Below are 21825 nucleotides of genomic sequence, written 5' to 3'. Positions count from 1 at the left end.
GGCTGAACGCGCGCTCGCTGGCCTGCGCGAGCGCGCTGCGCAGAAAGGTCGCAGACACCCAAGGCGGCGCATGCTGCGGCCACCTTCGCCCCGCTCGATGAGGTGTCGCATGGATCTCCGTCCCCTGCCCCCGGCCAGGCTGGCCCTGTTCACCGCACTGAGCGTGGTGGCGCTGGGCGCCTGCCAGCGGCAGGACACGCCCACTCCTGCGGCCCAGGCCGATGCGCCGGCCCCGGCCGCGGCACCCGCACCTGCCCCCTATGTGGCCCCGACCGCCGACCAGCTCTATCAACTGGTCGCGCCGATCGCGCTGTTTCCGGACAAGCTGCTGGCGCAGACCCTGGCCGCCTCGGTGTATCCGGACCAGGTGGTGTCCGCGCAGGATTGGCTGCGCAACAACCGTACCCTGTCCGCCACCGACCGCCTGCAGGCGGCCGCGGCGCAACCCTGGGACCCCAGCGTCAAGGCGCTGACCGCCTTCCCCGACGTGGTCGACCAGTTGGCCGGCAACGGCGACTGGACCCGCGCGCTGGGCGACGCCTATGCCCACGATCCCAACCAGGTGCTGGACGCGGTGCAGGTGATGCGCCAGCGCGCGCAGGCGCAGGGCCACCTGCGCAGCACCCCGCAGCAACGCGTGCAGGTGGTGCAGCGCACCGTGGTGGAACCGGCCCCGGCCTACGCCGACGCGGTGCCGCCGCCGACCCGCACCATCGTCATCGAACCGGCGCAGCCGGACGTGGTCTACGTGCCGCGTTACGACCCCGACGTGGTCTACGGCGCACCGGTCAACGTCTACCGCGAGTACCGCTATCGCCCGCCGCGCCCCTACTACGACACCGGCGACCTGGTCACCGCCGGCATCATTTCCTTCGGCGTCGGCGTACTGGTCGGCGACGCGCTCGAACACCACCACCACAGCGTGTTCGGCTGGCTGGAACCGGCGCCGCCGTGGCACAGCTGGGGCTGGAACAACTGGGGGGTGAACTGGAACGCGCCGCCGTCGGCGCCGAACTACGTGGTCTACCGCAACAGCGTGTACGCGCCGCGCACCACCATCATCAACAACCACTACGACAACCGCAGCTACGTGCACAACGACTACCGCGGTGCGCCGCCGCCGGCCGCGCCGATGGGCGGTCCGGGCGGGCAGCAGGCCTTCGCTGGCGCGCGTGCGCCGGCGGGCGCCGCGATGGCCGCCGCGGCGATGTCGGCGCGTGCGCCGGCAGCGGCGTTCGGACCCGCGCGGGCCCAACCCCCGGCGATGCCGCAGACCATGCCGCATTTCACCAGCCAGATGCTGCAGGCCGGCCGCCCGGTGGCAGCGATGCCACCGCCGGTGCAGCGCCTGCCGGCTCCGGGCACGCCAGCGGCCATGGCCGCCGCACGTGAGCAGCGCCTGCTGCCCGGTTTCGCCCAGCATGCCGCGGCTCCGCAACGCAGCGTGGCGATGGCCCAGCCGAACGCGCCGCGCGCGGCTCCGGCGATGCCGGTCCCGCAGTTCCATGGCCGCCCGGTACCGCAGGCGCTGACGCCCAGCCAGGCGCCGCGCGAGGCCATCGCCAATCGCGGCATGCCGGAAGCGCGCTTTGCGGAACCGCCGCGGCGCGGCGACCCGGGCATGCAGCCGTCCGGTTTCGCCCGCGAGATGGCACGCACGGAGCCGCCGCGCCAGGCACTGCCGAGCGAAGCCCCGCGCGCGCAGGCCTGGCATGCGCCGGCGCCCGAGCGCGAGGCGCGCGCGCCGCAGATGCCGCGCGAGGCGATGCGTGCGCCGATGCCGGAACCGCGCCAGGAGCAGCGTCAGGAACAACGCCAGGAGCAGCGCGTGGCCCGCTTCTCCCCGCCACCGCGCATGCCCGAGCCGCGGCCGGCCGAGTCGCATCCGGCACAACGCCCGGCACCCGCCCACCACGACGGGCACCACGATCACGACCACCACGAGAGCTGAGCACGATCCGGGGGCGGCCACGATGCCGCTCCCGGGTTCAGGAGCCTCGCCTCAGCCGAGGCGGTTCAGCGCTTCGGCCAGTTCGTCGGCCAGCGGGGCATTCAATAGATAAGGCGTCTTGCCGTCGTCCAGGCTGAATTCCAGCGAGGCGGCATGCAGGAACAGGCGCTTGAGCCCGATCTGTTCGCGCAGGCGCTTGTTGACCGCCGGATCGCCGTACTTGTCGTCGCCGGCGACCGGATGTCCCAGATGCTGGGCGTGCACGCGGATCTGATGGGTGCGACCGGTCTCGATCCGCACCTCGCAATAGGAATGCCCGCCACGCCGCTCCAGCACCCGGAAGTGGCTCAGCGACGGCTTGCCGGCCGCGTTCACCTGCACGTGGCGCTCGCCGCCCTGGCGCAGGCCGATGTGCAGCGGCGCGTCCACGCTCATGGTGCCGTCGGGCATGCGCCCGACCAGCAAGGTCAGGTAGCGCTTGCTGATGCCGCGGCCCTGGACCCGGTCGTCCTCACGCATCAGCGCCTGCAATTCGGTCAGCGCCGAGCGCTTCTTGGCCACGATCAGCAGCCCAGAGGTGTCGCGGTCGAGCCGGTGCACCAACTCCAGCGACTGATTGGGACGCAGCGCACGCAGCGTCTCGATGGCGCCGAAACTGATTCCGCTGCCGCCGTGGCTGGCGACGCCGGATGGCTTGTTCAGCGCCAGCAGCCGCGCGTCCTCGTAGACGATCGCCGCCTCCAGCCGGGCCATGAACGCGTCCGGCGGCGCGCTCTTCTCGCCCTCCTCGGTCAGCCGCACCGGCGGGATGCGCACCTCGTCGCCGGCCTCGAGCTTGCGCTCGGCCTTGGTGCGGCCGCCGTTGACCCGCACCTGGCCGCTGCGCATCAGCTTGTAGATCAGGCTGCGCGGCGCGCCCTTGAGCTGGCCGAGCAGGAAATTGTCTACGCGCTGTCCGGCCCTGTCTTCCGGGACCTTGAGAATGCGCACCGCGCTGGTCGCGACATCGCGCGGCTTTGGAGGGATCGGGGGGGAAGTCATCAGGCAGTTTATTCTGTTACACTCGGGGGGCGAGATAAGGGTTTGATTTCGTTGGAAGTTAGTTGAGGGCCAGAAGCCCGGCTTACGACGATTCCGGCACAGTGCGCGACCACCGCCCCCGGGGCGGCCATGTTAGCGGCTCACCGGCCTACCCGGCCATCGCCGGATGCCGCAAGCGTCCGCGCTGAACATGCCCCGTGCGGCGCCCAGCCTGGCTGGAGTCGCCGCCGGTCCTGAACCACCTAAAAGCAAGAAGCGCTCCCGCGGCTCGCCGTGGTGTCGTAGCGCTGGAAACCCAAGACGCCCACCCCGCGCCTGCGCGATGGGCGACGAAGCGTGACCAGAAGCGAAACCCCATGGCGTTCCGCGCGGTAGCAGCGCGAGGAACGCAACAATGAAGCGAATGCTGATCAACGCCACGCAGGCAGAAGAACTGCGTGTGGCCATCGTGGACGGCCAGACCCTGTACGACATCGACATCGAGCAGCCGTCCAAGGAACAGAAGAAGTCCAACATCTACAAGGGCCGCATCACCCGGCTCGAACCCTCGCTGGAAGCGGCCTTCGTCGAATACGGCGGCGAGCGCCACGGCTTCCTGCCGCTGAAGGAAATCTCCCGCGATTACTTCCAGGCCGGCGTCGACCACAACAAGGCGACGATCCGCGAACTGCTGCGCGAGGGCCAGGAAGTCGTGGTCCAGGTGGACAAGGAAGAGCGCGGCAACAAGGGCGCGGCCCTGACCACGTTCATCTCCCTGGCCGGCCGCTACATGGTGCTGATGCCGAACTCGCCCAGCGCCGGTGGCGTCTCGCGCCGCATCGAGGGCGAGGACCGCGCCGCGCTGAAGGAAGCGCTGGACAAGCTGAACATCCCCGACGACATGGGCGTGATCATCCGCACCGCCGGCGTCGGCCGCGATGCCGAAGAACTGCAGTGGGACCTGGACTACCTGCTGCAGGTGTGGAAGTCGATCGCCGAGGCCGCCCTGGCCAAGCCGGCGCCGTTCCTGATCTACCAGGAATCGCGGCTGATCATCCGCGCCCTGCGCGACTACCTGCGCGCCGACATCGGCGAGATCCTGGTCGACACCGCCGAGATGTACGGCGATGCCCAGGAGTTCATGCAGCAGGTGATGCCGCAGAGCCTGCGCAAGCTCAAGCACTACACCGACGACATCCCGCTGTTCAACCGCTTCCAGATCGAGTCGCAGATCGAAGCCGCCTACGAGCGCAGCGTGCGCCTGCCGTCCGGCGGCTCGATCGTGGTCGACCAGACCGAGGCGCTGACCGCGGTGGACGTCAACTCCTCGCGCGCCACCAAGGGCAGCGACATCGAGGACACCGCGTTCCAGACCAACCTGGAGGCGGCCGAAGAGGTTGCGCGCCAGCTGCGCCTGCGCGACCTCGGCGGCCTGGTGGTGATCGACTTCATCGACATGGCCTCCAACAAGCACCAGCGCGAGGTCGAGAACCGCCTGCAGAACGCGCTCAAGTACGACCGCGCACGGGTGCAGATCGGCCGCATCTCGCGCTTCGGCCTGCTGGAGATGAGCCGCCAGCGCCTGCGTCCGTCGCTGGGCGAATCCAGCCAGATCGTCTGCCCGCGTTGCGACGGCCACGGCCGCATGCGCAGCGTCGAGTCGCTGTCGCTGTCGATCATCCGCGTCGCCGAGGAGCACGCGATGAAGGAGAACACCGGGCAGGTGCTGGTGCAGGCCCCGGTGGAGATCGCCAACTACCTGCTCAACGAGAAGCGCCGCGCGCTCAGCGAGATCGAGAAGCGCCACGACGCGCCGATCGTGATCGTCGCCGACGAGCAACTGCACACCCCGCACTACGAAGTGACCCGCCTGCGCGAGAACGAGCTGGGCGAGGAAAGCACCAAGCCCAGCTACCAGCGCGGCACCCCGCGCAAGCTGCCGGTGCACGCGCTGACCAAGGCGCAGCTGAACATCCCGGCGCCCGCGGTGACCAATGTGAAGCACTCGCAGCCGGCCCCGGTGCGCGAAGTGGTCGAGGAACCGGTGGCCGCACCGGCACCGGCGCCCGTGGTTGCGCCGGCCCCGGTCGCACCGCCGGCCACCGGCGTGGTCGGCTGGCTGAAGCGCATCTTCGGCGCCGGCGACAGCCCGGCCCCGGCCCCGGCCCCGGCCGAGCCGGCCCAGCGCCAGCGCCCGCAGGACGGCAACCGCAACCGCAACGACCGTGGCGATCGTCACGACCGCAATGCGCGCCGCGACGGCAACCGCAACGGCGGCCAGGGCGGCAATGCCGCGCGTGGCAACGGCAACAACGGCAGCGGCAACGCGCGCCGCGACGAGCGCCGCGCCGGCAACGGCGCCGCCGCGCCGGCCGGGCAGCAGAACCAGCAGCCCAAGGCGCCGCGCAACGAGCAGGCCGCGCAGCAGGCCAAGCCACAGCAGCAGCCGCAGCAGCCCAAGCCGCCGAAGCAGCAGCAGCCGCAGAACCCGCCGCGCCAGCCGAAGCCGCAGCAAGAGCCGGCGCAGGCCGCCGTGCAGGGCGACAAGCCGCCGCGTCAGCCGCGTGCGGAGGAGTCCGTCGCCAAGCAGCAGGCCGCACCGGTCGCCACCGCACCGGCGACCCCGGTGCAGGACGCCACTACCCTGGCCGCCGCCGCGGTCGCCGGTGGCGCGATCGCCGCGTCGCAGGAACCGGCAGCAGCCGTCGACGCGGCAGCCGCCGCACCGGTGCAGCCGGCGCAGACCGCGGCAGCAGCGAGCATCGATGAACGCGAAAACGCCGCCGAAACCGCGCAGGCCGTGCCCGCCGGCGAAGGCGCCGAGGGCGAGGACGGTACCGGCGATGCCGGCGGCCGCCGCCGTCGTGGCCGTCGCGGTGGCCGCCGCCGTCGCCGTGGCAATGGCGAAGCCGGTGCTGCCGGCGATGCCGCCGGCCTGGACGATGCCGACCTGGATGCCGGCGACAGCGACGGCGAAAGCGCGTCGGCGCCGAGCCGCAGCCAGCCGGAGTTCGACTTCGACGACGACGGCACCACCGATGCCGCTCCGGCCAAGTCGCAGCCGCCCGTGCAGGAAAAGCGCGAGCCGCAGGAGAAGCGTGAGCCGCGTCGCGAGCGTCCGGCTGCTGTCGGTGCACCGGCACCGGCCGACGTCGCTGCCCAGGCCCCCGCGCCGATCACCGCCGACCCCGTGCCTGCGCCGGCCACCGCACCGATGCAGCCGGCCGCCCCCGTCGAGGCCGTGACCGCATCGCCTGCGCCGACCGCGCCGGCCGCTGCAGCCCAGGGCGTCAGCGATGCCGCCGTGGCCCACGCCGACACCGTGGTCGCGGCCGCACCGGTGGCGGCCGCAGTCGCCGAGACCAAGCCGGTCGCGCAGGAAACCGTCGCCACCGAGCGCGCCGCGGCACCGGCCGAACCCGCAACGCCGGCCGTCGCGCCGCAGCCGCAGGCGGTCACCACCGCCATCGAGCAACCGACTGCCACCGCCGCCAAGGCGCCGGTCGCCGAGCCGGACGCGGCGGATGCCACGGCCACCGTCGAGGATCCGGCGGGCGTGACCACGCCGGCGGCAACCACCGTCGCGCCGAGCGCAGCGCCGGCCGCCACGCCCACCGCTCCCGCGGAACCGCGTGCGGAAGACGCTGCCCCGGCCAAGCCAGCCTACGCGCCAGTGCAGACCACCCTGCTCGACGCCTTCGCCGAGGCGCCGGCGGCGGTTCCGCACAGTGGTCAGGCAGCGGCCGCAGCGTCGACCGAGGCCGCATCGGTCACGCCGGCACGCGACGACAGCGCAACGTCCGTCGCTGCTCCGGCGACGCCGGCGCAAGCGGAGATCCCGGCTGTGGACGAGGCGGCGCGGAAGGAACGTGCTGCTGCCGCGGCGCAGTCCGCAGCGCCTGCGCCGCATGCCGCGGACAAGGCGGACAGCGACGAGCACAAGGATCGCGGCTGATCCCCGCCCCTGCCGTTGCAGCATGAAAGAAGCGGCCTTCGGGCCGCTTTTTTTGTGGGCGCCCGTCAAGCGCATCCATCGCTACGGCTCAAGACGATCGTCCGCACGCGCACTGTCTTTCGCGCGTCCTGTTCGGCGCAGCAGCAGCGGCTTCAAAGCCACGGCGAAACTCGCTTTGCCGTGACTCGACGAGACACACCATCACCTTGCAGGAGCGGCTTCAGCCGCGACGGGGCTTTCCCGATGCGCCGGTCGCGGCTGAAGCCGCCCCTGCGAAAACACGCGATGCGTGCAGTACGTGCTGCGCGGAACGCTGCGACCGAAGTGTCTTGAAGACCCACCACCACATGCACGTCCGCGTCGTTGTGCGATCGCTGCAGTCGCGAGCGATGCATTCGCGCAGAGCACGCACTCCCTACTCCATCGCTTTCGCCAAGTGCTGCCGCGGCGGCACCCAGCCATTCCGACCGCGGCACGCGCCAGTGCCGGGGGCGTCGGCGATACCCGCGGACACAGGTTCGCAATCGAGCCATTGCGAGCAGGTCCGCACGTTGGCGCAAGCACAACGCAAAAGCGGCCCGAAGGCCGCTCTCGTGTCAGCTCGGCAGGCAACACCGATTACAGCGGATGCGTCGGATCCAGCAAGCCGTACTGCGTGGCCAGGCGCGCCAGGGCGATGTTGTCCTGGATGCCGACCTTTTCGAACAGCCGCGCCTTGTGCGTGTTGACGGTCTTGGCGCTGAGGCTCAGGCGCTTGGCGATGTCTTCCTGGCGCAGGCCGCGGGTCAGCAGCAGGGCCACTTCCAGCTCGCGCGGCGACAGCGCGTCGAATGGCGAACCGCCGCCTTCCAGATTGGCCAGCGCCAGGTTCTGCGCGATGTTGGCGCCGAGGTAGCGCTTGCCCATCGCCACGTCGCGGACCGCGCGCAGCAGCTCCTGCGCGTCGCCGGCCTTGCCGACATAGCCGGACGCACCGGCTTCCAGCAGGCGCTTGGGCAGCGGGCCGTCTTCCAGCACCGAGACGATGATGACCTTGGTGCCGTGGTCGCCCTTGACGATGCGCTCGGTGACTTCCAGCCCGCTGACGCCGGGCATGTGCAGATCGCACAGGACGATGTCCGGCTTCAGCTGCCGGATCTGCGGAAGTGCATTTTCGCCACTGTCGGCCTCGCCGACGATCTCGATATCCGTTTGATTCGACAGGATCAGCTTCATGCCCGTACGGACAAGAGCGTGATCATCGACCAGAAAAACCCTGATGGCCATCTCGTATAACCCCAACGCAGCGGATACCGCACCATCCAGACTATCTGCGTGAATTATTCAGGGCAATACGAATTCGTAGACAAACGACGACGCTTCACGGAGTGCTCATCTGCACTTCGCGAAACGTCATCGTGTCGTCATCAAAACCCTGCCGAGCTTACTCAAGGCTCGGCACGCAGGGTCGAGTGACCTGCCAGCGCTCTCCCCGTAAGGCGCGCGACGGTCCCTGCGTCAGGCCGAGGCCAGTATGCTGGTGCGGCGGGAAAAGCGTTATCAGGACAATCCTGATCTCACGTCAGAATTATCTGACCCTCCCCCTTCCCGCTTCCGGACACCACCCCACTGCGGATCCCGGACAGGCCCCGCGAAATTTTCCGACACTCGCGTCGGAAATGGCCGATGCGACCTCCCGCACGCGGCGCAGCCACGACATGCCTGGCCGCCTGCGGCACACTGCCCGAGTGAACACGATCCGCCCCTACGTCATGCAGGACCGCGCCGCCTGCCTGGCGCTGTTCGACAGCAACGTCCCGCAGTTCTTCGACCGCAGCGAACGCGCCGTCTTCGAGCGCTTCCTTGAACACGACGTCGGCGCCTGGCACTACTTGGTCATCGTCCGCGCGGGCGCGGTCGTGGCCTGTGGCGGCCACGCGCTCAGCGCCGACGGCCGCGTCGCCGGCTTCGGTTGGGGCATGGTCGAGCGCCGCCTGCACGGCCAGGGCCTGGGCCGCGCGCTGACCGAAGCGCGGCTCGCGGCCTGCCGGCGCAGCGCCGGCCTGTCGCGGATCGAGCTGGACACCAGCCAGCACACCCATGCGTTCTACGCACGCTTCGGCTTCGCCGTCGAGCGCGTGGTGGCGGACGGCTACGGCCCGGGGCTGGACCGTTGGGACATGGCGCTGGACCTGGACCTCACGCGCGGCTGAAACGGATCGCGCACCACGGAGTCGCCGTCAGGCGGTCAACGCGTAGCGGCGGCAGTGCTCCAGATAACCGGCTTCGTGATGCCCGGCGAGCGCGACCACGCTCTCCCACAGCCACGACGGCGTGTCGATGGCCTTGCGCCGGTCGGCATCCAACTGTTGCAGCCACGCGGCCCGCGTCCTGGGCTTCATCTGCCGCGCATGCGCCTTGCCGACGACGAAGGCGAGGTAGCGCGCCGAGCGCACCGCCTCGACGTGATTGAATTGGTCGACTTCCAGTTTCAGGTCGCGCGGCGAGAGTTCGCGAATGAACAACGAGCGGCCCAGCAGATGCACCGGCATCATCCTGCTGCCCAGGTAGGGCGACAGCGCCCGCGCCGCGGCGGTGACGCGTTCGGCGTTGTCCGCCGGCATCCGTGCACCGGGCGCTGCCGGCGCGATCGGGGCGACCGCCTCCTTCAGATCGACCAACGCATAGGACCAGTGGCCCTTGCCGGTCTTCAGGCCGACGATCGCCGCGTAGCGCAGCAGGCCGAGCGAACTGCAGCCCTTCATCCAGTACGCGGCATCGACCAGGCGCACCTCGCGATCCTTGGGCTTTCCCTTCAGCGACAGCACCATCTGCGCGACCGCCGGATCGGCAAACAACCGCTCCAGCGCCTCGCGCTCTTCCGGCGCCAATGCCCAGAACTTCTCGCCCAGCGGGATACGCGGCTCCACCGCCTGCAGGCGTTCCTTGGCCAGATGCCGCCAGCGCCGGCCGAAGGCCTCGCGGCGGATGCTGCGCACGGTCTCGGGTTCGGCACCGGCGTGATCGCGGGTCGGATCCTCAATGGCGGCGCCATAGCCGTCGATCATCGCCTCCATCATCCGCGCCGTGGTGACGCCGGGCAGGTCCGAGCCGCGTGCCGCGGTGGCCAACGACAGGCCCAGGCGGATCAGATCGTGCGCAGGATTGCCGATCACGCCCTGGTCGAGGTCGCGGATCTGGATCTCGACGCGCCCCTCGCCGTCGGCGACCGGGCCCAGGTTGCCGAGATGGCAGTCGCCGCAGATCCAGATCGCCGGTCCCATCGGCACGCGCCGCGCCGCCGGCGACGCTGCCAGCCATTCGTAGAACTTGAGCGTGTTGCCGCGGACATAGGCGTGGGCGGAGCGGGCCATCTTCAACGTGCGTTTGCGTTCGAGGATGACGGGACGTTCGGCGAGGCTGGGCATCGAAGGTCGGACCTGGAGCGGATGGCGTGGGGGTCACGCGCGGCGGCGCAGACGCTAGCAGAGCCGAACGGAATGGTCAGTGCACGGCAGGCACCTGAACAACATACGCAGTGATCGCGGGGATCGCGCGGCCACGCCCCGCATGCAGGCGCGGTGGCGGCGTGCGATTGCGCGGGGTTTGCTGCTTCTTCTGCCGCCGACGCGCGTGCCTGCGGCGGTCGGATCCAGCCTCTCCGCCGCCTCCTGCGTGACCAGGCACGCGCCAACGGCAGCGCCCGGCGTCGACGTCATCTTAATTATGCCCCCGGCTATGCTCCGCGCACCTCACATAACTTAGGGAGAAGTTCATGCGTCTGACCATGCCGGCAACGGTTGCTGTATGTGTGCTGCTCGCTGCCTGCGGCAAGGGTGGCGACAAGAACGGCGACAACGTCGCGATGTCCAACGCCTCGGTCGCCGACGTGGCCAAGGTGCAGGCGGCCAAGCTGCAGCCCGGCCAATGGGAGATGCGGGTCGAGCAAGTGAGCAGCGAGACCAGCGGCGGCTCCGGCAACATGCCGCAGATGCCGAAGGTGCCGCCGAGCACCGCCAAGGTCTGCCTCACCGCCGAGCAGATCAACGATCCCACCAGCCTCTTCGGCAGCGCTTCGCCGATGCAGAAGAACTGCGTGTACGACTCCTTCAGCATGAAGGACGGAAAGATCGACGCGAAGATGCATTGCACGATGGGCGACATCAAGGTTGCCGGCACCAGCACCGGCACCTTCAGCGCCACCGAGATGGCCTCCGAATCGCATTCCACGATCACCGGCCTGCCGGGCGGCATGTCGATGAAGACGCACATGAAGATGGACGGCAAGCGCCTGGGCGAGTGCCAGCCGGGCGATATCAAGGCCGGCGATACCAAGGCGCCGGCTGCCGGCTGAGCGCGCCTGTCCTGATGCCGACGCCCAGCGTCGCTTTTGGAAGCATCCCAGTCCTGTTCCAAGCGCCGCGACGGTGACCCGTCGCGGCGTTTTTCATGCGCGCGTCCGCGCTTGCCGCGGCGCGATCCACCCTCCGACCAGTTGCCTGCGCAGCGAGGCACTGGCCTGTTCATACCTGGTTGCAGGCCGATCGGCCGAATGTACGCCTCCAGCGACAGCCGCGTCGCTCCTTGCGTCCTTGCCGTGCCGCCCCACAACGAACAGGAGACACCCATGCGCAACACCCTTCTGGCCACGATCATCGCGCTGGCCGCAGTACCCGCCCTGGCGAGCGCACGCACGCCGGCGCCGGACTGTCACGCGATGATGCTTGCCACGGTGAAGGACGACATGCACAACACCTGGAACAAGGGCCAGACCTTGCCGGTGGACATCGCGCGCGACACGCCGTCGGGCGGCGCGTTCTGTACGCATGGCGGCAGTTGCCTGCCGCGCATGGTGGCCGGCAAGGAGGCGGTTCGCCTCACCGATTGCAAGATCGGGCCGTCGATCGGCGACGGCGACTACCGACTGGTCGCATTGCCGCATTCGCACAAACACTGAATCTCCGACTTGCGCCAGGAGCGCCGACCATGAAACTTCCATTGCGACTGGCGGCGCTGTGCTGCCTCGCGTTCGCCTGCGTGTCCGCGGCGAATGCGCAACCCACGATCCGTGTCGCGGTCTATCGCGGCGCAGCCGGCTGCGACGATTGCTCAGAAACCGCCAAAGAAGCGATCGAGGCACTGAGTCCGCAGCACAATGTCGACATCATCGGCCCGAAGGAGGCGCAAGACGTCACGCCCGCCACCCTGCGCGGCTATGCGATCTATGTGCAACCGGGCGGCGGGCAGGACATTCCGGCCGCGCTGCAGGCGATGGGCGAGCGCCGGATCGCCGCCATCCGCGACTTCGTCGCGCAGGGCGGCGGCTATCTGGGCCTGTGCATGGGCGCCTATCTTGCCGATGACACCAACATGGGCCTGATCGGCGACGATCTCGATGGCGAGGTCGGCCGACCCGGCTTCCCCGTCACCACCATCGATGAGGAGGCCGTCGCGGTTCGCTGGAAGGGCCGCCCCGACAGCGTGTTCTTCCAGGACGGCCCCTACTTCCCGAAGAGCACCCAGAGTGGCTTCCGCGCGCTCGCCACCTACGCCAATGGCGATGTGGCCGCGGCGCGCTACAGCTTCGGCCGCGGCACCGTCGTGCTCAGCGGTCCGCATCCCGAGGCGGACCGGAGCTGGTTCGAACAGGCCGAGATCCCGCTGGCCAGGATGCCCAGGACGCCGGTCCTGCAGGCGCTGTTCGACGAGTTCGCCCTGCCGGCGTCGCAGCCCTGAGTCCATCGGTGCCGACCGCCGCCGGCTGACGCATTACCGCCCGATGCGCGCGGCTCGGGCGGCGCGGACTACTTCAACGCCCGCCAGCTCCGACCGGCACGGAAGGCCCGCTCGAGGGTCGCCGCGAGCAGGCAGATCTTCAGCGTCTGCGGCAGGATGCCATCGCCCGGGTCGCTAGGCGTGCCCAGCACCACCGACAGCTGATTGGCGATCGCCTGCCACACCACCTGCGGGTGCGGGCCGATCAACCGGGTCAGTCCCATCCAGGCCCAGGCCGAGGCCCAGTCCAGGGCGCGATACAGCACGATCAAGGTGACCAGGGCCGCCAGCCCGGTGGCGCCGGCCAACTGCACGCTGTTGGCCGCAGCGCGATAGCGCGAAACGGTGCCCGCCCAGAAATGGCCGATGAAGTCGCGCAACCACGTTGGCAGCTTCCGCCACAGCCCCAGCGTGCCGTCGACCTTGCTCGACCACTTGCCGCGCGCATTCCATTCGGCGTTGTGCACGTCGTAGCGGTAGATCAGCGCGGCCAATGCCAGCCAGACCACCGGCAACAAGGCCGAGAAGAAGATCACCACCAACGTGTCCGCCACGCCCGGCGGCGCCTGCTCCACCGCGCCCGGCAGCGCGGCATGCGCGACGCCGATCGGATGGCTGATGCCCTGCCACAGTTGCTGGCCGAGATCGGCGATGCGCAGATGCGCCAGCCAGCGGAACACCCCGCCCTTCCATTCGGTGAGCACGTACATGCCGACGAAGGTCCAGCCGGCCTCGCACAGCACGATCAGCACGTTCCACGCCGGATGCGCGCTGCGCTGCTTCTGTTTTTTCGCGCCGCGCCGGATCAGCCACAGCAGCGCCACCGACGCCGCCAGCCACCAGCCGCCCGACACCTCGAACAGCGATCCCCGGTAAGTCGGGTCGAACGGATTGAACTGTCCCAAGCCCTCGCGTCCGTAGGCGCGGATGGTCTCGCCGAGAAACCCCCAGGCGGCGTAATAGGCGAAGAACGGCACCAGCGCCTGCGAGACGATCGCCGACAGGCGACGCCAGCGCGCCCTGCCCTCGTCCTGCGCTGTCGTCGCGTCGGCCTGGTCGGCCAGCGCCGCACTGGCGATCCCCGGCAAGGCCGGGCGCAGCGTTTCGAACAGCAGCACGAAGATCACCAGCTTGACCAGTACCACCAGCGTCAGCGACAACAGACCGGCGAGCCGATTCTGGTAGCCGATCCACACCGCGGCCTGCAGCAGCAGTTCGTTGAGCAACACGCCGGCCAACGCCACGGCCAGCAGTTGCGGCAGGTAGCGGCACCACAGCCGCAGCGTGTCGCCGATCAGTCCCAGCGGCCCGCCGCGCAGCGCCAACTCAGTCATGGCCTTGCCCCCGCGCGAAACGGAGGTAATGTGGGCGACCGCCGCGCGTGCTCACGGTGAGGTGCAGCTGCGCAGCCACCGCACGCGGCACCAGGTAGTAGCCGTCGATCGCCAACGGCACGCCCGGCTTGGCCGCGGACACCGCCAGTCCATCGCAGGCCACGCCGGGCGACTCGCCAGGCTTGGCCAGGGCACGCTGCAACAGGTCCGGCACGGTATCGATCGCGGACCAGGATCGGCCAGTGCTGTCGATCAGTTTGAGCGTGCAATCGTTCCACTGCGCACCGGCGGCGCCCGGCAGCAGCGCCAGACGCGTGCGCACGAAGGTGCGATCGGCGGGCAGCCCCGCCTCGAACGGCAGCACGTCGACCGACGCGAGGCGAACGGCGGCACCGTCGTAGTCCACGGTCTGCGCCATCGCCACATCCACCGGCCGCCATTCGCGCGCATGCAGCAGTTCCCGCAGGTCGCGCCAGCCGGTCGCGGCCATCGTGCACGGCACCAGCACCACCAATGCCGCCAGTGCGAGCCAGCGCATGCGCCGCTCGGAAACGGCCGGGGTCACGTCGCGGTCAGAGGCGTGCATGCAACGCATCCAGATCGAGCACATCGGTGACCGCCGTTGCGGGCGGGAGCGGCGGATAGCGCACCTGCGCCTCGGCCGTCAGCTGCGGGTCGCGGTCCTCCGACAGCAGCAGCGTGCCGCCGGCCCTGGCGAGCGCGGTCGGCAGTTCGAACACCAGCACGTCCTTGCGCTCCAAGCCGGGCTGCAGGGTCTTGATCGACGACAGCACCGCATCGCCCATCTCCGCGCGGCCGCTGGCGCGGTAGCGGCGGCCATCAGGCGTTGCCCAGACCCGGCCGTACACGCGCGCGGTCGCGCGCGCGACCTTCGACCGCACCGGCACCACCAGCCACACGCCGCCGCTGTCGCGCTGCTGCAGCGCGCCCGCCGCCTTGAAGCGGATCGTATGCGCGAGCTGCGGCGTGCCGGCATTCACGGCCAGATTGTCGGTCTGCACCCAACTGCCCGGCGCTCCGGACACCGCGATCGTACCGGTGATGCGTTCGTAGCGCGGCATCGTCCAGCGCATCCCGGCAAGCAGCACGAAGCCGAGCAGCAGGACCGCGATGGCGGCCAGCCGCTTCACGGTTCACCCGCCTGTGCGCCGGCACGCGCTGCGCCAAGCGGCAACTCCACGACGCCGACCGGATGCGGATCGGTCCATATCGGCTGCGCGTAGAGATTGTCGAAGGCCCTGAAGGTCCTGGCGGTGATGTCGAAGCGCACGCGCCCAGCCACCTGTTCCGTCGCCGGATAGGTCCAGACCAGGGCAATCTGTTCCGGCAGACCCGGTTGCAATTCGGTAGTCGCCGCGCGATCGCGCAAGAGATAAGCAGTCGGCCGCGCATCGGCCCCGCGCAGCGGCGCCTTCAACGCCACCGCCTGCACCAGCGAGCCACTGGTCTGCGCGGTGCGATTGGTGGCCTGCAGATACAACACGATCGCCTTGCGACCGTCGCGCGACACCACCTCGCCATCCGGTAACCGGTCGCTGCTCTCTACGTGATCGAAGCGCAGCGACCATTCGCCTGCGGCAACGTCCTTCCCGGCCTGCAGCGCGGGCGGCACCGGCACGTCCTTGGCCTCGAACAGGCCGATGCCCCACCCCACCACGATCGCGGCAATGCCACCGATCCCGGCCAGCATCCGTGTCCGCCACTGTCCTAGAGATGCTTTGCTCACCAAACCGGGTGACCCTTTTGGAAGCTCGGCCGGACGGTAGCACCGGGTTGCGAAGACGTGCAACCCGCAACTGAATGAAGAGAAGCAGTATACCGTCCGCACTGTGGATCCTACTTCCAGACCACCTTGCAAATGCTCCAAGCGAGAGACAAGGCGCTTATCGCGGATCCCACGACGCGGGTGCCTATTCTGAGCGCTTGAAATCGGGGCTAACGTCATCTCGCCCGAGGGCCGATGGGCGCGCTTTCATCAGCCACTCGGCCACCAGAAGATTCGGTAGCCAGCATAACCAGGCAATTGCCCGATAGGCCACGACAAATTCGATGCCCAAGACAAACGTCGAGAAAGGCAGGTAAAGACGCAGCGTCACCGCAGACAGGGTCAAGGCGAACGAGCGCATCATCCAGCGCCGATGCTCAGCCAGCCGACCTGTCAGAACCTTGCGTAGCGCGATGGCCGTTGTCGCCATCCACGCGATTCCAAGTGCGCTGAACCCCGCGCCAGCGACAGGCCCGGTGGATATCCCGGCAGCAAGAAACAGGGCGGAGAGGCCTCCGACCATGCAACACGCGACATACACGCGTCCGGTCGCCCGATGCCACCCCGGGTGACGCAGACGAAGCCGGCGAACAAACTGCAAGGGCCCACAGAGCAGCGCCGTCGCGGCGCTGGTCGCGTGCACGATCAACCATGGATGCACATGCCGGTTGGCTGCGACCCCAGGTGGCACGGGGCCTCGGTCGAACAGATAGCGATAGGACACCAGGGCGACTATGCCGCTCAACACAGCGAGCACGCCCCATGCATAGCCCGACCGTCTGGATTTCGCTGTCGTGCTTGCCTGCGACCGATACGCCGAATGCATCATGCTGCTCCCTGGAATGACAAATGCGGCCATGGGCCGGATTTCAAGCCGCGGCATGTCCGCCACGTCCTTCAAGTGCAACACTATCGGTGCCGGGCAGCCGAGCCCATGTTCGATCGTCGAAACATCTGTCGCTATCGTCCAGACATGACCGACCCGCTTTCCGACATCCTCACCCTCGTTCAGCTCGACTCGTATGGATTTCGCGGGTTGGACGCTGGGAGCGACTGGGGACTGCGTTTCCCACCAGCCGACGGCATCCGATGCTTTGCCATCGATTCGGGGGATTGCAGGATCGTGCTGCAGGACGCCCGCTCTCATATCGCCTTGGAACCGGGTGATGTGATTCTTGTGCAAGGAGGAGCCGCCATGCAGCTGTATGCAGGCGCCCCCGTGACGTGGCAGGACGCCATCTCGTTCCTGACACAGGTGCCGCCTGGCCACGTCGCTGAACTCAATGGCGGCGGGGTGTGTCGAGGCATCGGGGGATTCTTTTCGTTGCGCGGCCAACATGCTGCGGCCATCCTTTCAGCGGTACCGCCGGTGGTCCACATCCGGTCTCAAGATCACAAGGCGGCGCTTCAAGCCAGCGTACGGCGCCTCATCGTCGAACTGCGCGAACCTCGGCCAGGCAGCGATCTGCTCGCTGGACACCTTGCGCAGGCGCTCTTGATCGAGGCCTTGCGCGCCCATCTCGAGACAGGCCAGCAGCAGATGGGATGGCTGGCCGCGCTCGGCGTGCCCGCACTGCATCGTGCCCTGACGGCCATGCACGCGAACGTCAGCCATCGGTGGACGGTCGCAGAATTGGCCGCCGCCGCACGGATGTCGCGCTCCAGCTTCGCCGCACATTTCGAGCGCGTCACCGGCGAGACGCCGATGGATTATCTGACCCGGTGGCGCATGGCCCTGGCGTCTCATCGTCTGCTGACGTCGACGCTGTCGGTCGGTGCGATCGGGATGTCTGTCGGTTACTCGTCTGAAAGCGCGTTCGCGGTTGCATTCAAACGCAACTTCGATGCATCGCCCAGCCAGTATCGCGCGCAATCAATAGCGGCCAAGTTCTGACGCTGTGGGTGTCTTAAGGACGCAAACACTGCTTAGGTCCCACCGCCCTAGATCAACGCAGGCGTCCCACCCTTGGACTCCGCAAACGCCATCACGCCTTGACCGCCAGTGTGGCGGAGAGAGTGGGATTCGAACCCACGGAAGGTTTGACCCTTCGCCGGTTTTCAAGACCGGTGCCTTAAACCGCTCGGCCATCTCTCCGTTTGCGAACGCGGCGGTAACCAAGAACCGTCGGTAAGGGCGGGCATTTTCGCACGCCCGCGGCGGTTTTGCTCGGCCGACGTGCGCGGCCGGCGTCTGGATCAACCCGCCTCGACCGCCATCGCGCCCAGGGTCGAGTGCCGGGCCTTGGTGCGTTCGGGGCAGTTGCCGCCGCAGTCCAGGCGCGAGGCCTCGATCTGGCGCGGCAGGTGTTCGGCGAGGAAGTCGATGAACACGCGCACCGCCGGCAGCAGGCCGCGGCGCGAGGCGAACACGGCGTGGCAGATGCCCTGCGGCAGCGACCATTCCGGCAGCACCACTTCCAGTTCGCCGTTGCGCACGGCTTCGGCGCAGACGGTCTCGGGCAGCAGGGTGATGCCGAAGCCGTCCTTGACCATGGACTGCAGCAACGGGAAATCGAAGCCGGCCACGCGCGGCTGCAGGTCGACGCGGCGCACTTCGCCGGCCGGGCCGTGCAGTTCCCAGCGCTGCCGGGCTTCGTCCTCGCTGATGCTGAGGGTGACGTGCGAGGTCAGCTCCTCGGGATCCTTGGGGCGGCCGGCGCGGTCCAGGTACTTGGGGCTGGCGACCAGCAGTTCCTGCACCTGGCCGAAGCTGCGCATCACCAGGCTGCCGTCGTCGTCCAGGCGCGAGCGCACGCGCAGGGCGACATCGTAGCCTTCGTTGATGATGTCGACGCGGCGGTTGCTGATGTTCAGTTGCAGCCGCACCTTGGGGTACTGGTCCAGGAACATCGGCAGCAGCTTGGGCAGCTGCATCTGCGCCAGCGACACCGGCACGCTGACCCGCACCAGCCCGCGCGGCTCGGCGCTGAGCCGGTCGACCACTTCGCGCGCGGCCTGCGCCTCGGCCAGCATGGTCTGGGCGTGGCGGTGCACGCTCATGCCCAGGTCGGTGACGGCGAAACGGCGCGTGGAGCGCTGCAGCAGGCGCACGCCCAGGTCGCTCTCCAGCTGGCTGATGCGGCGGCTCAGGCGCGACTTGGGGATGCCCAGGGCGCGCTCGGCGGCGGCGAACCCGCCGTGGTCGACCACCATGGCGAAGTAGTACAGATCGTTGAGGTCGTGCATGTTCTTTCGATATTTAGAACGATGGGGACAATCGGATCCGGTTCATTCTACTCCTACAACGATTTGCGCTGCAGGGACGCCGGTCGCGCTCGCGCGGTGGCTCAGGCACGGATGGAGGCGGTCGCAGGGTAACCCCGACCGGGCTAGCGCGAAGTGACGGGACGGGAGTTCGGCGCACGCGGAACGCCGCTGCGGCGAGTCCTGCAGTGAGCGATGCATGCGAACGCCCTGCCCCGTCCGGGTCGAAGCCCCACCGTGGCGCAAGGCGGTGCACTGCCCGCATCAGGACACGTTGCCTGAGCGCAGGGACGGACAGGAGGGCGTCGCCGCAGCAAGGCGACGCGAGGCGCGCCCGGGGCCGACGCCCCGGGCCCGAGCGATCAGCCGATCCGCTCGGCCCCGCCCATGTACGGGCGCAGCGCGTCTGGCACGGTGATCGAGCCGTCGGCGTTCTGGTAGTTCTCCATCACCGCGATCATGGCGCGGCCGACCGCGGTGCCGGAGCCGTTGAGCGTGTGCAGCAGCTCGGGCTTGCCGGTGGCCGGGTTGCGCCAGCGCGCCTGCATGCGCCGCGCCTGGAAATCGCCGCAGTTGGAGCAGGAGGAGATTTCGCGATAGGTCTGCTGCGACGGCAGCCAGACTTCCAGATCGTAGGTCTTGCTGGCCGAGAAGCCCATGTCGCCGGTGCACAGCAGCATCTTGCGGTACGGCAGGCCCAGCGTCTCCAGCACCACTTCGGCGCAGCGGGTCATGCGCTCGTGTTCGGCGGCGCTGTCTTCCGGGCGGCACACGCTGACCAGTTCCACTTTCTCGAACTGGTGCTGGCGGATCATGCCACGGGTGTCGCGGCCGCCGCTGCCGGCCTCGGAGCGGAAGCACAGCGAGTGCGCGGTCATGCGCAACGGCAGGCGCTCGGCCTCGACGATCTCGTCGCGCACCAGGTTGGTCAGCGAGATTTCCGAGGTGGAGATCAGGTAGCGCTTCTGTTCGCCCAGCGCGGTGGCGAACATGTCTTCCTCGAACTTCGGCAACTGGCCGGTGCCGTACAGGCTGTCGGCGTTGACGATCACCGGCACGTTGGTTTCCTGGTAGGCATGTGGGCCGGTGTGCAGGTCCAGCATGAACTGCGCCAGGGCGCGGTGCAGACGCGCGATCGGCCCGCGCAGCACGGTGAAGCGCGCGCCCGACAGCTTGGCCGCCGCCTCGCCGTCCAGCCAACCGTGGCGCGCGCCGAGTTCGACGTGGTCCTTGACCTCGAAATCGAAGCTGCGCGGGCTGCCCCAGCGCTGCAGCTCGACGTTGTCGGCCTCGTCCTTGCCGGCGGGCACATCGGCCTGCGGCAGGTTGGGAATCTCCAGCGCCAGCGTCTCCAGCTGCGCGCGGATCTCGTCCAGGCGCTGCTCGGAGGCCTTCAATTCGTCGCCGAAGCCGGCCACTTCGGCCATCAGCGCGCTCGCATCCTCGCCCTTGGCCTTGGCCTGGCCGATCGCCTTGGAACGGCTGTTGCGCAGGCTCTGCAGTTCCTGGGTCCGCACCTGGATGCGCTTGCGGTCGGCCTCCAGGGCCTCCAGGGCGGCCACGTCCAGCGCATAGCCGCGACTGGTGCGCAGGCGCTCGGCGAGGTCGGCGGGCTGTTGGCGAAGCAGAGCGGGATCGAGCATGGGCGCGGGGTGCCAGGGGAACGAACCCGGGATTATCGCCTGTCCGTCGCGGTTTTGCCGACTCGCGCCCGCCGCGGCGCGCGATTCACTGCGGCTATGCCAGAATCGAAGGGTTCCCTACGGTGAGTCCCATGTCCACGTCGCCCTCGTCCTCCAAGTCCGGCATCGTGCTGCATCTGCCGCGGCGCCTGCTCGCGATCGTCGGCATCGCCTTCGCTGCCGGCCTGCTGCTGTTCCTGGTGGTGTGGCTGGTCGGACGCAAGGACAACGATTTCTACAAGCCGCAGCCGGCGCAGCAGGTGCAGCAGGACACCGAACAGGTGAAGCCGCTGCCCGAGCCGCTGCCCGCCGGCAGCGCCGCCAGCAGCATGCCGCAGGCCAAGCCCGCGCCCGCCGGCGACGCGCCGAAGCTGGTGGAGACCGCACCGGCGCCGCCGCCGACCACGGAAGCGCCGGCACCGTCCGCCGGTCCCGATGCCGTCGGCAACACAGCCACCGCGCTGGCACCGGGCAACCGCCCGGTGCCGCTGGAAGGGCAGACCCCGCCCCCGCGCTATCCCCCGGCGGCGCTGCGCCGTGGCGATGCCGGCACGGTGGTGGTGCGGGTCGAGGTCGATGCCAGCGGTGCGCCCGCCGGCGTGGCCCTGCTCCGGCGCAGCGGCTCGCGCGATCTGGACCGCGCGGCGATGGAAACCGTGCGCCGCTGGAAGTTCCGCCCGGCGCAGCAGAACGGCCGTGCAGTGCCGGCCAGCATCGAGATTCCGTTCGACTTCAAGCCGGGTCCGTAACTGAACCGCCGCCCGGACGCGCGGGCGGCGTTCACATCGGGGTGACACCCCTGAGGCATGTCCTGGGTGACACTGGACCCGTCCCACGGCACCGGAGTTGCCGCCATGCCCACCCCGTACAAGTCGACACAGCCGCTGGACGCGTGGAAGCGCCCCGCCCGCCCGTCGTCTGCGCGCGGTGAAGTGCATGCGCGGGCCGATCGCGGGTCGCCGTGGGCCTGGATGATCGTGATCGCACTGGCTCTGGCGGTGGCCTGCTGGTGGCTGGCGGTGGACCGCGACGACGACGGTAGCGGCTACCGCGCTACCCAGTCGACACCGTCGACACCCGCCAACGATCCGCCGCGTCCACAGCCGACGCACTGACGTTTCGACAGCCCTACTTGCCTC

Annotated in this window: 19 protein-coding genes and 1 tRNA gene; 9 read left to right on the top strand and 11 right to left on the bottom strand. The window is 69.1% G+C overall.

The genetic code is table 11. The annotated features are described in order from the left end of the window. The first annotated feature begins 109 nt into the window (after positions 1-109). Positions 110-1951, top strand: a complete 1842-nt coding sequence (locus ACHWVH_RS10180; RefSeq protein ID WP_394687078.1) for a DUF3300 domain-containing protein — start codon at positions 110-112, stop codon at positions 1949-1951. 51 nt (positions 1952-2002) lie between these two features. On the opposite strand, the gene ACHWVH_RS10175 is transcribed toward ACHWVH_RS10180, so the two are convergent. Continuing rightward, positions 2003-2992: an RluA family pseudouridine synthase gene (locus ACHWVH_RS10175; protein ID WP_043090516.1), complete on the bottom strand. Its 990-nt coding sequence runs from the start codon at positions 2990-2992 to the stop codon at positions 2003-2005. 394 nt (positions 2993-3386) lie between these two features. Here ACHWVH_RS10175 and ACHWVH_RS10170 point away from each other — a divergent pair, with 394 nt between their 5' ends. Then, positions 3387-6926, top strand: coding sequence for a ribonuclease E/G (locus ACHWVH_RS10170; protein WP_394687077.1), 3540 nt, complete (start codon positions 3387-3389; stop codon positions 6924-6926). A 618-nt stretch (positions 6927-7544) separates the two neighbouring features. Here the strand turns inward: ACHWVH_RS10170 and ACHWVH_RS10165 are convergent. After that, complete coding sequence (locus tag ACHWVH_RS10165) at positions 7545-8192, bottom strand: response regulator (protein WP_026143418.1); 648 nt, start codon at positions 8190-8192, stop codon at positions 7545-7547. Positions 8193-8653: 461 nt separating this feature from the next. Between ACHWVH_RS10165 and ACHWVH_RS10160 the strand changes: the two genes are divergently transcribed. Further along, a complete protein-coding gene (locus tag ACHWVH_RS10160; protein WP_156117192.1) occupies positions 8654-9118 on the top strand; it encodes a GNAT family N-acetyltransferase in 465 nt (154 codons plus the stop codon). Between the two features lie 27 nt (positions 9119-9145). On the opposite strand, the gene ACHWVH_RS10155 is transcribed toward ACHWVH_RS10160, so the two are convergent. Further along, entirely contained in the window at positions 9146-10333 is a 1188-nt protein-coding gene (locus ACHWVH_RS10155) for a DUF2252 family protein (RefSeq protein WP_394687076.1), read from the bottom strand. Positions 10334-10680: 347 nt separating this feature from the next. On the opposite strand from ACHWVH_RS10155, the gene ACHWVH_RS10150 reads away from it, so the two are divergent. The 3 genes from ACHWVH_RS10150 (at position 10681) to ACHWVH_RS10140 (ending at position 12641) form a co-directional block, all read left to right on the top strand. Beyond that, positions 10681-11259, top strand: coding sequence for a DUF3617 domain-containing protein (locus ACHWVH_RS10150; protein ID WP_267103019.1), 579 nt, complete (start codon positions 10681-10683; stop codon positions 11257-11259). 273 nt (positions 11260-11532) lie between these two features. Beyond that, positions 11533-11862, top strand: a complete 330-nt coding sequence (locus ACHWVH_RS10145) for a hypothetical protein (RefSeq protein ID WP_267085693.1) — start codon at positions 11533-11535, stop codon at positions 11860-11862. A gap of 41 nt (positions 11863-11903) precedes the next feature. Then, a complete protein-coding gene (locus ACHWVH_RS10140; RefSeq protein WP_394687075.1) occupies positions 11904-12641 on the top strand; it encodes a BPL-N domain-containing protein in 738 nt (245 codons plus the stop codon). A 68-nt stretch (positions 12642-12709) separates the two neighbouring features. Here ACHWVH_RS10140 and ACHWVH_RS10135 read toward each other — a convergent pair whose 3' ends face one another. The 5 genes from ACHWVH_RS10135 to ACHWVH_RS10115 all read right to left on the bottom strand — a co-directional run bounded on the left by ACHWVH_RS10135 (position 12710) and on the right by ACHWVH_RS10115 (position 16692). Further along, positions 12710-14014, bottom strand: coding sequence for a hypothetical protein (locus ACHWVH_RS10135; protein WP_394687074.1), 1305 nt, complete (start codon positions 14012-14014; stop codon positions 12710-12712). Then, on the bottom strand, positions 14007-14600 hold the full coding sequence (locus ACHWVH_RS10130) for a hypothetical protein (RefSeq protein ID WP_295925939.1): 594 nt from the start codon (positions 14598-14600) through the stop codon (positions 14007-14009). Before ACHWVH_RS10130 ends, ACHWVH_RS10135 begins: the two co-directional genes overlap by 8 nt. Beyond that, positions 14587-15165 (bottom strand): hypothetical protein, encoded by a 579-nt coding sequence (locus ACHWVH_RS10125; protein WP_394687073.1) that lies wholly within the window; start codon positions 15163-15165, stop codon positions 14587-14589. The genes ACHWVH_RS10130 and ACHWVH_RS10125 overlap by 14 nt, the downstream gene beginning before the upstream one ends. Continuing rightward, positions 15162-15725 (bottom strand): hypothetical protein, encoded by a 564-nt coding sequence (locus tag ACHWVH_RS10120; protein WP_295925936.1) that lies wholly within the window; start codon positions 15723-15725, stop codon positions 15162-15164. The genes ACHWVH_RS10125 and ACHWVH_RS10120 overlap by 4 nt, the downstream gene beginning before the upstream one ends. A gap of 220 nt (positions 15726-15945) precedes the next feature. After that, a complete protein-coding gene (locus tag ACHWVH_RS10115) occupies positions 15946-16692 on the bottom strand; it encodes a DUF2306 domain-containing protein (RefSeq protein ID WP_394687176.1) in 747 nt (248 codons plus the stop codon). 81 nt (positions 16693-16773) lie between these two features. Between ACHWVH_RS10115 and ACHWVH_RS10110 the strand changes: the two genes are divergently transcribed. Next, positions 16774-17694: an AraC family transcriptional regulator gene (locus ACHWVH_RS10110; RefSeq protein ID WP_394687072.1), complete on the top strand. Its 921-nt coding sequence runs from the start codon at positions 16774-16776 to the stop codon at positions 17692-17694. A 111-nt stretch (positions 17695-17805) separates the two neighbouring features. On the opposite strand, the gene ACHWVH_RS10105 is transcribed toward ACHWVH_RS10110, so the two are convergent. The 3 genes from ACHWVH_RS10105 to serS form a co-directional block, all read right to left on the bottom strand. Then, positions 17806-17895: transfer RNA gene (locus ACHWVH_RS10105), tRNA-Ser, on the bottom strand. A gap of 101 nt (positions 17896-17996) precedes the next feature. After that, positions 17997-18986, bottom strand: a complete 990-nt coding sequence (locus ACHWVH_RS10100) for a LysR family transcriptional regulator (RefSeq protein ID WP_010342573.1) — start codon at positions 18984-18986, stop codon at positions 17997-17999. Positions 18987-19366: 380 nt separating this feature from the next. Continuing rightward, positions 19367-20647 carry a serine--tRNA ligase gene (gene serS / locus ACHWVH_RS10095; RefSeq protein ID WP_295929993.1) on the bottom strand — a complete coding sequence of 427 codons (1281 nt, stop codon included), beginning with the start codon at positions 20645-20647 and terminating at the stop codon, positions 19367-19369. A 131-nt stretch (positions 20648-20778) separates the two neighbouring features. Here serS and ACHWVH_RS10090 point away from each other — a divergent pair, with 131 nt between their 5' ends. Beyond that, positions 20779-21435, top strand: a complete 657-nt coding sequence (locus ACHWVH_RS10090) for an energy transducer TonB (RefSeq protein ID WP_394687071.1) — start codon at positions 20779-20781, stop codon at positions 21433-21435. 105 nt (positions 21436-21540) lie between these two features. Continuing rightward, entirely contained in the window at positions 21541-21801 is a 261-nt protein-coding gene (locus ACHWVH_RS10085; RefSeq protein ID WP_320740406.1) for a hypothetical protein, read from the top strand. The last annotated feature ends 24 nt before the right edge of the window (positions 21802-21825 follow it).

The sequence above is a fragment of the uncultured Xanthomonas sp. genome (genome assembly GCF_964278005.1).
Classification (GTDB): Bacteria; Pseudomonadota; Gammaproteobacteria; order Xanthomonadales; family Xanthomonadaceae; genus Xanthomonas_A; species Xanthomonas_A sontii.
Note: the sequence above shows the minus strand (reverse complement) of the source record. Positions and strands in the feature narration are given on the sequence as shown.

What these genes read in the sequence shown, in the direction of transcription:
- ACHWVH_RS10100 (WP_010342573.1), bottom strand. Translation starts at nt 18,986, where the DNA reads ATGCACGACCTCAACGATCTGTACTACTTCGCCATGGTGGTCGACCAC.
- ACHWVH_RS10170 (WP_394687077.1), top strand. Translation starts at nt 3,387, where the DNA reads ATGAAGCGAATGCTGATCAACGCCACGCAGGCAGAAGAACTGCGTGTG.
- ACHWVH_RS10175 (WP_043090516.1), bottom strand. Translation starts at nt 2,992, where the DNA reads ATGACTTCCCCCCCGATCCCTCCAAAGCCGCGCGATGTCGCGACCAGC.
- ACHWVH_RS10110 (WP_394687072.1), top strand. Translation starts at nt 16,774, where the DNA reads ATGACCGACCCGCTTTCCGACATCCTCACCCTCGTTCAGCTCGACTCG.
- ACHWVH_RS10180 (WP_394687078.1), top strand. Translation starts at nt 110, where the DNA reads ATGGATCTCCGTCCCCTGCCCCCGGCCAGGCTGGCCCTGTTCACCGCA.
- ACHWVH_RS10085 (WP_320740406.1), top strand. Translation starts at nt 21,541, where the DNA reads ATGCCCACCCCGTACAAGTCGACACAGCCGCTGGACGCGTGGAAGCGC.
- ACHWVH_RS10145 (WP_267085693.1), top strand. Translation starts at nt 11,533, where the DNA reads ATGCGCAACACCCTTCTGGCCACGATCATCGCGCTGGCCGCAGTACCC.
- ACHWVH_RS10135 (WP_394687074.1), bottom strand. Translation starts at nt 14,014, where the DNA reads ATGACTGAGTTGGCGCTGCGCGGCGGGCCGCTGGGACTGATCGGCGAC.
- ACHWVH_RS10150 (WP_267103019.1), top strand. Translation starts at nt 10,681, where the DNA reads ATGCGTCTGACCATGCCGGCAACGGTTGCTGTATGTGTGCTGCTCGCT.
- ACHWVH_RS10155 (WP_394687076.1), bottom strand. Translation starts at nt 10,333, where the DNA reads ATGCCCAGCCTCGCCGAACGTCCCGTCATCCTCGAACGCAAACGCACG.
- ACHWVH_RS10120 (WP_295925936.1), bottom strand. Translation starts at nt 15,725, where the DNA reads ATGCTGGCCGGGATCGGTGGCATTGCCGCGATCGTGGTGGGGTGGGGC.
- ACHWVH_RS10130 (WP_295925939.1), bottom strand. Translation starts at nt 14,600, where the DNA reads ATGCACGCCTCTGACCGCGACGTGACCCCGGCCGTTTCCGAGCGGCGC.
- ACHWVH_RS10165 (WP_026143418.1), bottom strand. Translation starts at nt 8,192, where the DNA reads ATGGCCATCAGGGTTTTTCTGGTCGATGATCACGCTCTTGTCCGTACG.
- serS (WP_295929993.1), bottom strand. Translation starts at nt 20,647, where the DNA reads ATGCTCGATCCCGCTCTGCTTCGCCAACAGCCCGCCGACCTCGCCGAG.
- ACHWVH_RS10090 (WP_394687071.1), top strand. Translation starts at nt 20,779, where the DNA reads ATGTCCACGTCGCCCTCGTCCTCCAAGTCCGGCATCGTGCTGCATCTG.